Annotated in this window: 6 protein-coding genes and 1 rRNA gene; 5 read left to right on the top strand and 2 right to left on the bottom strand. The window is 63.0% G+C overall.

All coding sequences use genetic code 11. The annotated features are described in order from the left end of the window. Positions 1-459: 459 nt before the first annotated feature. The 5 genes from LK539_RS24265 to LK539_RS24285 all read left to right on the top strand — a co-directional run bounded on the left by LK539_RS24265 (position 460) and on the right by LK539_RS24285 (position 8,084). Positions 460-1,617, top strand: a complete 1,158-nt coding sequence (locus LK539_RS24265) for an alginate lyase family protein (protein ID WP_227803618.1) — start codon at positions 460-462, stop codon at positions 1,615-1,617. A gap of 68 nt (positions 1,618-1,685) precedes the next feature. Further along, entirely contained in the window at positions 1,686-2,909 is a 1,224-nt protein-coding gene (locus LK539_RS24270; protein WP_227803619.1) for an alginate lyase family protein, read from the top strand. Between the two features lie 121 nt (positions 2,910-3,030). Then, positions 3,031-3,447: a DUF2061 domain-containing protein gene (locus tag LK539_RS24275; RefSeq protein ID WP_227803620.1), complete on the top strand. Its 417-nt coding sequence runs from the start codon at positions 3,031-3,033 to the stop codon at positions 3,445-3,447. 101 nt (positions 3,448-3,548) lie between these two features. Beyond that, positions 3,549-6,488 carry a response regulator gene (locus LK539_RS24280; RefSeq protein WP_227803621.1) on the top strand — a complete coding sequence of 980 codons (2,940 nt, stop codon included), beginning with the start codon at positions 3,549-3,551 and terminating at the stop codon, positions 6,486-6,488. Between the two features lie 21 nt (positions 6,489-6,509). Next, the gene (locus tag LK539_RS24285; protein ID WP_227803622.1) at positions 6,510-8,084 is read left to right on the top strand and encodes a response regulator; all 1,575 of its coding nucleotides are present in this window, start codon (positions 6,510-6,512) and stop codon (positions 8,082-8,084) included. Positions 8,085-8,092: 8 nt separating this feature from the next. On the opposite strand, the gene LK539_RS24290 is transcribed toward LK539_RS24285, so the two are convergent. Both LK539_RS24290 and rrf read right to left on the bottom strand, forming a co-directional pair. Then, complete coding sequence (locus tag LK539_RS24290; protein WP_227803623.1) at positions 8,093-9,343, bottom strand: acyltransferase; 1,251 nt, start codon at positions 9,341-9,343, stop codon at positions 8,093-8,095. A 164-nt stretch (positions 9,344-9,507) separates the two neighbouring features. Continuing rightward, a 5S ribosomal RNA gene (gene rrf / locus LK539_RS24295) occupies positions 9,508-9,620 on the bottom strand. Position 9,621: the final 1 nt, after the last annotated feature.

Genomic DNA, 9,621 nt, shown 5'->3' on the forward strand with positions numbered 1-9,621 from the left:
TCATCTCATTGCTGAGACAACGCTTAATACTTTTGTGAACATTTGATAATTTAAGTATGCAGCTGAACAAGTCAGCCGGCACCTTCATCAAACGCCCACACTTATCGACTGTTGATTGTTAAAGAACCGTTGTTCTGTACTACCTTGCTGCACCGTACGAAGCGTTGTGTTCGTTAGCAGCAGAGAAGTGAGATTATGCAGTGTTTCGCGTAACTCGTCAACCCCTCGTCTCTTTCGCATTCGCTACCTGTAAGGCTACGGTTCGCGTCGGAGGAACGAGACTATAGCAAAGCTGCCCCGAGGATGCAAGACCTCGCCAGACAGAAACGGCTCAGCACATCTTCCGAGGGAAAACGATTTCTCATTCTGCGGTCTGGCTCGTGAATAGACAAAGGTAAAAATAGGATATACACTAAGTTAAACGATTAACATCCCTCAAAGAACTGCAGCGACGTCAAGATGTCCTTCTACAGACCGCTCCTCACTCTACTGTTATTGACCTGTCTGTCGATCCCCACCCGAGCCCAGCCGCTCGACGTCATGCGCCTGGACCAGCCCCGCATCCTGCGCGCGGCCGATGCCGCCCTGTCCGAGGCGCCGGTCACGATCACCTCTTTCTCCAGCCCCCGCAGCAGCGGTGGCCTGCACGACTTCTATTCGGAGGGCGATTACTGGTGGCCGAACCCGGCCAATCCCGGCGGACCCTACGTCCAGCGCGACGGCCTGACCAATCCCGACAACTTCGTTGCGCATCGGCGCGCGCTGGTACGCTTGTCGGTGCAGGTGCCGGCATTGGTGGCGGCGTGGAAGACCACCGGCAAACAGCACTACGCCCGACATGCGGTGGCCCACCTGCGCGCCTGGTTCGTCGATCCGCGCACCCGGCTCAATCCGAACCTGCAGTACGCCCAGGCCATCTTCGGCAAATCGACCGGGCGCGGGATCGGCATCATCGACACTGTCCACCTGGTCGAAGTAGCGCGCGCCATCGAAGTCCTGCGCGACGGAGATGCCTTGTCCGACGAAGAACGCCAGCAGATCGTCGGCTGGTTCCGCGACTACCTCCACTGGCTGACGACCAGCAAGAACGGCATCGAGGAACGTGAAGCGAAGAACAACCATGGTTCGTGCTGGCTGCTGCAGGTGGCCGCGTTCGCCCACCTCACCGGCGACCGCCAGTTGCTGGCGTATGCGCGAGAGCGTTTCAAGACGGTACTGCTGCCGACCCAGCTGGCCGCCGACGGCAGCCAGCCGCTGGAACTGAAACGGACCAAGCCCTACGGCTACGCCCTGTTCAACCTGGAAGCGCTGGCCACGCTGTGCCGGATCCTGTCGACGCCGCAGGACAATCTCTGGACGTATACCACGCCCGACGGCCGCGGCATGGCCCGTGCGATGGCCTGGATGGCGCCCTATATCCGCGACAAGGCAGACTGGCCCCTGCCACCGGACGTCATGTTTTTCAAGGAGTGGCCCATGCGCCAAACGAGCCTGCTGTTCGCCGGGGAGGCGCTTGGCCGGCCGGACTACCTGGCCCTGTGGGCCACCCTGCCCGCCGACTCATCGGTGGAGGAAGTCACCCGCAACTTCTTCATCCGCCAGCCCGTGCTCTGGTAATACCACGATAACAAGGGAGACAAGATTTGAACAAACAGACCAAACAGGTACTAAGGCGAGGCGCCCCCATGATCCGGTCCTTGTGGCGCGCCACCGTGCTGGCCGCGGTGTTGTGCGGTCCTGCGCTGGCAGCCTCGCCATCCCAGTTCTACACCTACGATCCGGCCGGCCTGGCACTGGCGAAACAGAAGCTGGCGGCGCGCGATCCGCTCTACCAGCCGTCGTACGACGCCCTGCTCAAGGACGCCGATGCGGCGCTGACGCGGCGCCGCTACAGCGTCGTCGACAAATCCCTGGCGCCGGCCAGCGGCAACAAGCACGACTTCTTCAGCTTCGGCCCCTATTGGTGGCCTGACCCGGCAAAGAAGGACGGCCTGCCCTATATCCGCAAGGACGGCCTGCACAACCCGGCTGCGTCGACCGACGCCACCGACAGCGGGCGCATGGGCAGGTTCGCGCACGACGTCAAGGTGCTGGCACTGGCCTGGTACTTCACCGGCGAGCGCAAATACGCGGTGAAGGCGGGCGAGCTGGCACGCGCCTGGTTCCTCACGCCTGACACCCGCATGAATCCGCATCTCGAATACGGGCAGGCGATTCCAGGCCGCGTGGACGGTCGCGGCATCGGCATCATCACCAGCCGCGCCCTGATCGACGTGATGGACAGCCTGGCCCTGATCCAGCCGACCGACGCCTTGAGCGACGCCGAGAACGAGGCGGTGCGCGGCTGGTATGGCGAGTACCTGAACTGGCTGCTCACCAGCCGTCATGGTTTCGAAGAGGGTAACGCGCACAACAACCACGGCACATTCTATTCGGCGCAGGTGGTCGCGTATGCCTTGTATACCAACCGCCAGGACGTCGCCAGGCGCGAGCTCGACATCACAAAGATCCGCCGCATCGCGGGCCAGATCGATCGCGAGGGCAAACTGATCGCCGAGCTGGAGCGCACGCGGCCTGGCGGCTATACGAATTTTGCGCTGGAAGCTTTCGGTTACCTGGGACGCTATGGTGAGCTGACCGGCCAGAAGGTCTGGGAACACGGCGAAGACGCCCACAGCATCGCTCAAGCTTACCGCTTCGTCGCGCGCTATGTGAATGGCGAGAAGTGGCCCTACCCGGAAATCAATCCCAAGGAAGGCTCGCCGGATGGCTTCAACAAGCATGCGATGCAAAACATGCTGACGGCGGCGCGCGCTTACAAGGACGATCCCGTGTTCGCCGAGAAGGCGCGCTGGCTGCTCGAGCATTATCCCGGGGAGCTGGATGCCTTGATTTTGCCCCTGAAGTAGGTGTTCCATGGTCGATAGCTTGAGGCTATCAACTTGTTTTGTTTAATTCACTTTAGGCTATGAATGAGAATCGCTATCATTCATCCTACAGCAGTGTTAACGAAACATAGGAACAAGCATCATGGTCATTGCCGCCAAGAAAACCAGCCAGGTCGTCGCCCACATGGCCATCGCATTCGCGATTGCCTATGCCGTGACCGGCTCCGTCGTCTTTGGCGGACTGGCGATCATCATCGAGCCGGTGATCAATGTGCTCCTGCTTCCGCTGCACGAGCGGACCTGGGCGGCAATCCGTGCGAACGGGAAGACCGAGCGCGACCGTTATGTGCGTATCGCCGCGGAAAAGCTCAGCCAGACCACGCTCCATATTGGCGTTGCCTTCGCGGTGATGTACTTCGCGACCGGCTCGCTGGCGTTCGGCGGTATGGCTGCGGTGCTTGAACCGGTGTGCAATGTCCTGCTTCTTCCGATCCACGACCGCTTCTGGGACAAGCTGGAGCTGCGCCTGAACGGCAACGTGCGCACCGCCCAGGCTTGAGTGGCACATGCAGATAGGACACTAAACGTTCAGTTTCCAGTGTTACACTGTCACGCTGGTGCGGACGCGTTGTCCGCAACGGTCGACCAGATGAGGCAGTGATGAGCAAGATCGTTTGGCCCGCCTCGCGTTCCGAAGCAGCTGAGCTGATAAGAAAGCGGGACTGGAGCAGCACGTCGCTCGGCCCTATCGACAATTGGCCGCCCCTCCTGCGGACGCTGGTCGACGTCATCCTGCGCTCCCCCGCCAGCATGGCCCTGGTCTGGGGCGACGACCGGATCCTTCTCTATAACGACGGCTACGCGCGTGTGTGCGGCGCCCGCCACCCCGATGTCCTCGGCGCGCGGGTGCGCGACGCCTGGCCCGAGGCCTGGGACTTCAACCAGGAAGTCTTCGACGCCTGCTTCCAGGGCGAGGACCGGGTGTTCCGCGACGCCCATTTCGTCCTCGAGCGTAACGGCGCGCCGCAGGACGTCTGGTTCGACCTGTACTACGGCCCGGCCACCGACGATGCCGGCGCAGTGCGCGGTGTCCTCTGCACCGTGCTCGAAACCACCGACCGCGTGCGCGCGGAACAGCAACGCCAGCGTCACGAGGCCCATCTCGAACAGGTCAACAGCGACCTCGATGCCCTGCGCGTCACGCTCGAGCAGGCCAACCGCCGCCTTTCCGGCGACATGGAATTCCTCAACACCCTGTTCCGCCAGGCGCCGAGCTTCATGGCGGTGCTGACGGGGCCGGAGCACGTGTTCGAGCTGGCCAATGACGCTTACCTGAAGCTGGTCCAGCACCGCCCGGTCCTCGGCAAGCCGGTACGGCTCGCGCTGCCCGAACTTGCCGGACAAGGCTTCTACGAGCTGCTCGACAGTGTCTATCACGGCGGCGACGCTTACCACGGACGCAATATCGAAGTGCAGCTGGACCGCGGCAACGGCGAAGGCATGGAGCGGCGCATCCTGGACTTCGTCTACCAGCCGCTGAAAGATGCCGCTGGCCGCACGCAGGGCATCTTCGTCGAAGGCGTCGATGTCACCGACCACGCGCTGACCGAGGAGCGCCTGCGGGTCGCCCAGGAGGCGGGCGAGATCGGTACCTTCGAGTGGTATCCGAGCACGGGCAAGGTGGTGGTGTCGGACGCCTACCGGCGCATCTGGGGCTTCGCGCCGGACATCGAGATTACTGCGGACCTGCTGGTCAGCCGTGTTGAGCCGTCGCACCTGCACCTGGCTGGCCCCAATCGGCTCGGGAACGAATCGAATCCGCTCGGCTTTTCGGAATTCGTCATCACGCGCGCCGACAGTGGCGAGCGGCGCTGGATCGCCCGCCGCGGCCAGGCCGTGCCGAGCACGATCGCGGGCGAGCGCCGCTACCTCGGCGTGGCCTTCGATATCACGGAGCGCAAGCGCACCGAGGAGAACCTGCAAAAGGCGCAGGCCGCGCTGCGCGAACTGAACGAAGCGCTGGAACGCCAGGTCGTGCTCGAAGAAGCGGAACGCTTCAAGGCCGAGGATGCGCTGCGCCAGGCGCACAAGATGGAAGCCGTGGGCCAGTTGGCCAGCGGCGTGGCCCACGATTTCAACAACGTCCTGCAGATCATCTCGAGCAACTTGCAGCTGATGGAACTGGACGGGATCGGCAGCGTGCTGGGCGCGCGCGTGGCAAGCGCGGTTGCCGCCGTCGAGCGCGGATCGAAACTGTCCTCGCAGCTGCTCGCTTTCGCGCGCCGCCAACCGCTGCAGCCGGTGGCGACTGATCTGGGCCGCCTGCTGTCCGACATGGAGTCGCTCCTGCTGCGCGCACTGGGCGACCGTGTCGTGCTCGACCTGCGCCGCGCGCCCGGGCTCTGGAACGCCCGGGTCGACCGCAACCAGCTGGAGAACGCCATCCTCAACATGGCGATCAATGCGCGCGATGCCATGGGCGGCAACGGGCGCCTGACCATCAGCGTCGGCAACGCCGAACCGGGCAGCGCAGCGGCCGGCCACGTCCTGCTGTCGATCATGGATACCGGCTGCGGCATGACGCCCGAGGTGCTCGACAAGGTCTTCGATCCGTTCTACACGACCAAGGCGCCCGGCAAGGGCACGGGCCTGGGCATGAGCATGGTGTACGGCTTCGTGAAGCAGAGCGGCGGCGAGATCCGCATCGAGAGCAGCCCCGGGAACGGGACGCGCATCGTGATCCAGCTGCCGCGCGCCGAGGGCGACGCCCTGCATGCGCGGCCGGCGGGCCACGCCGAGGTGCCGGGCGGCGATGAAACCATTTTGGTGGTTGATGACGATGCCGCCGTGGTGGCGACCACCATCGAACTGCTGGCGGGACTCGGTTACCAGGTGCTGAGCGCCGGGAGCGGGCAGGAGGCGGTCGCGATCCTGCGCACCGGGATGCCGGTCGACCTGCTGTTCAGCGACCTGTCGATGCCCGGCGCGGTCGACTGCGCCTCGCTGGTGGCGCAGTGCCGCCAGCTCTCGCCGCACACACGCATCCTCCTCACCTCGGGCCAGGTGCCCGACGGCTCCATCGACGCAGGCATCGAGCTGCTGCCCAAGCCCTACAGCCGCGAGCAGCTGGCACAGGCCGTGCGCGGCCAGCTCGGCGCGGCGCGCCTGTCGGTGCCGATGGCGGCGCCGGCGGTGGTGGACGAGGTGGTGCGCACGCCGGTCGCGGCGGACGGCGCACGCCGCATCCTGGTGGTGGAAGACGATCCCGACACCCGCGAACTGGCCTGCGAGCTGCTGGCGGCGCTGGGGCATGCGGCCAGCGGCAGCGGCTCGGCCGAACATGCACTGACACTCCTGCAGGAGCACGAGGTCGACATCCTGTTCACCGACCTGAACCTGCCGCGCCTGTCCGGCACCGAGCTGGCGTCGCGTGCTATTGCGCTGCGTCCCGCGCTGCAGGTGATCCTGACCTCCGGCGAAGGCAACAACATCCAGGTCCCGCCGGACAGCGGGATCATCGTACTGCCGAAACCCTACGACCTCCTGCAGCTGGAACTCAGCATCGCGCAGGCAGCGGCCGAGGCAGGCGAAACCCTTTGACGACACATTAAGGCCCACGCGATGCTCACCAAGACAATCGATATGCGCGTGCTGCTGATCGACGACCACCTGATCAATGCGGAGCTCGTCCGCGGCATGCTGGAGGACGAGCCGGGCCTTATCCTCGAGTACCAGCAGGATCCGGCGCGCGCGCTGGAAACGGCGGCGGCGTTCGCGCCTTCCGTGATCATGGTCGACCTGCACATGCCGATGATCGACGGCCTCGACGTCATCAAGATCCTGAAACAGGACCCGCGCGTGGCGGAAGTCCCGGTCATCATGCTGTCGTCGAATACCAGCCCGCAGGTCAAGGCGAGCGGGTTCGAAGCGGGGGCGATCGATTACCTGGTCAAGTGGCCGGACAAGGTCGAACTGACGGCGCGGCTGCAGGCGCATTCGCGCGCCTACCACATGACGCAGGCGCTGCGCGCGAGCCAGGCCGCGCTGTTCGAGAAGACGCGCGAGCTGGCCAATGCCCAGGCCTCGCTGCACGAAGCGGAAAAGATGGAAGCGATCGGCCAGCTCACCAGCGGCGTGGCGCACGACTTCAACAACGTGCTCCAGCTGATCAACGGCCACCTGCAGCTGCTGCGGGTGGCGCACCGCGCCGACGAGCGGACGGTGAAACGGCTGGAGGCAGCGTCGGAAGGCGTGCGCCGCGGGGCACACCTGGCATCGCAGATGCTGGCATTCGCGCGCAGGCAGTCGCTCGCACCGGTCCCCCTGAACGTGGCAAAGCACCTGCACAGCATGGAAGCAACGATCCGCCACACACTCGGCCATCACGCCCTGTGCCTGTCGCTGGACGAGAGTCTGCACGCCTGCCTCGACCCGGCGCAGTTCGAGAAGACCATGCTGCACCTGGTGCAGAACGCGGCCGAAGCGATGGAGACGGACGGCTGGCTCGAAATCGCGGCGGACGCTGCGCAGCTGCCGGGCGCCGACAGCGTCCAGGCCCCAGGCTACCTGCGGGTGCGCGTGGCCGACAATGGCGCGGGCATGCCTGAGGAGGTGCAGCGGCGCGCATTCGAGCCATTCTTCTCGACCAAGACCGGCCACCGCGGCGCCGGCCTGGGGTTGAGCCTGGCCTTCGGTTTCGTGAGACAGAGTGGCGGCCAGATCGGGCTGACCAGCAAGCCGGGGACGGGAACGACGGTGACCATCTACTTCCCCCTGTTGCCTGAGGCGCCTGTGGAGTCGGCGCCGGCGTCGTCAGCGGAGCCGGTGCGCACCGTGCTGGTGGTCGAAGACGAGGCGCCGGTGCGCCAGGTGAGCGTGGAAGTGCTGCGCAAGCAGGGACTGTGCGTGCTGGAGGCGGCCGACGGCGACACGGCGCTCGACATGATCCGGCAGGGGTTGCCGATCGACCTCGTGTTCACCGATTTGGTCATGCCGGGGGGAGTTACCGGACAGGACCTTGCGGTGGCAACGGCGAAATACCTGCCATCTGCAAAGCTGCTCTTCGCATCAGGTTATCCTGGAGCGGACATCGAGCATCCCGTTCTCGATCGCACCTATCTGCTACGTAAACCCTACCGTCTTGAGGAAATGACTCGCAGGATAAAACAGCTGCTGACGGACGAAGACATCACGTGAAGGCTCGGCTACCTGGCGGTCTGCGCCAGGGTCGCAGCGGCTGGGATCGCCTCCGGCCTAGGATCCGGGAGCCGGCGGTTGTGGAAACGGCGCTCAATGAAGAAGTAGAAGCCATAGCATATCGCACAGGTCAGCAAGACCGTTGCGATTACATAGAGCGGACTTGTCGTTGGAAACAGGTTTCTAGCGATCATCTCAGGAAGCTGGTACACCTTGCCGTGCAATAGATACAGTGAGTAGCTCGACTGCCCTAGCAACACGGCAGGGAATAGCAGCATGCCGCACACCTTCAGGCCCTTCTTTGACAGCGTGAATTGGGTCAGCACGGCATGTTCGAGTCCGCCCAGGCACCAGATCGCAATCGATGCGATAACTGCGGATGCAATGAACCCAAGGTCCATGAGTTGCGCAAGTATCGCTGTCGCCAGTGCAAGCGCGCCTAGCAGGAGGATCGAAGCTGCAAACTGGTATCTGCCGAAGAACGAAAATGGCGTCATGCCCTTTGTGTGAGCAACACGAACGAGGACACCGAACAGGAAGCCCGGCCAAAGATTGATGAAAAGGCCTGGGACATTGAAGGCGTCAGATACGATCGCATACGCACTGAGGATCGAAACCATGCCGAGAAACGCGGCCGCGTAGCGTCGCATGAGTATTGCCAGGAAGACGACGAGGTAAAACTGGACCTCGATGGCCAGACTCCAGTAGACGGTATTAATGCGTGTGTAGCCATCATTAGCACCTACCTGGGCATCGACCAGTTCTTTACTCAGCGTTAGCAGGCCGAACCAGTCGAGAGGCGAATAGCTTAACCATGCAAGCTGAGGGAAGACGAAATGGCCCGATTTGACTGCGGACAGGCCCTCGAGCACGAATGGCATGCACATGACGACAGCGATCGACGCCCAGAACGTCGGATAGATGCGCTTGAGTCGACGTGCAAGAAACGTCTTCGCACCCGCGTTCCTGGCCATGGCGTTCTCCGCGGCTGCATAGATGCAATATCCGGAAATGGCAAAGAACACCGGCACACCACGGTAGCCCTCCAACGCCAGGGGATACAGCGCAGGAATCGCCTGTTTGATGGCAGCCGAGATATGGAAAAGGAATACCCATAATGCTGCCAATCCCCGTGCGCACTCGATCACCAGATCGACGGAAGAGCCGCTGGTGGCGCCTCGCGACGCTGCGCGATGACGTTCAGGAGTGGCAAGATGATTATTCATGAACAGTTTTAAGGCGTAGAAGTAGACGTACATGGTTACCCAGTCATTATCTACACTCGCAAGGAATTAGCAAAGTAATATCTAATCGCGGGAGCCACGTTGCATATCCAATACACGCATGATGTGCGCTGCGTTTGGCAAAGCACAAAGCAAAAAGCCCGCTCAGTCTTAACTGAGCGGGCTTTGCTTTATAACTAGCCTGACGATAACCTACTTTCACACTGGTTGCAGCACTATCATCGGCGCAAAGTCGTTTCACGGTCCTGTTCGGGATGGGAAGGGGTGGGACCGACTTGCTATGGTCATCAGGC

It is taken from the genome of Massilia sp. IC2-476, from assembly GCF_020707295.1.
GTDB lineage: Bacteria > Pseudomonadota > Gammaproteobacteria > Burkholderiales > Burkholderiaceae_D > Telluria.

Excerpts from the sequence above, each read along its gene's own strand:
- LK539_RS24265 (WP_227803618.1), top strand. The coding sequence starts at position 460 with ATGTCCTTCTACAGACCGCTCCTCACTCTACTGTTATTGACCTGTCTG.
- LK539_RS24270 (WP_227803619.1), top strand. The coding sequence starts at position 1,686 with ATGATCCGGTCCTTGTGGCGCGCCACCGTGCTGGCCGCGGTGTTGTGC.
- LK539_RS24275 (WP_227803620.1), top strand. The coding sequence starts at position 3,031 with ATGGTCATTGCCGCCAAGAAAACCAGCCAGGTCGTCGCCCACATGGCC.
- LK539_RS24280 (WP_227803621.1), top strand. The coding sequence starts at position 3,549 with ATGAGCAAGATCGTTTGGCCCGCCTCGCGTTCCGAAGCAGCTGAGCTG.
- LK539_RS24285 (WP_227803622.1), top strand. The coding sequence starts at position 6,510 with ATGCTCACCAAGACAATCGATATGCGCGTGCTGCTGATCGACGACCAC.
- LK539_RS24290 (WP_227803623.1), bottom strand. The coding sequence starts at position 9,343 with ATGTACGTCTACTTCTACGCCTTAAAACTGTTCATGAATAATCATCTT.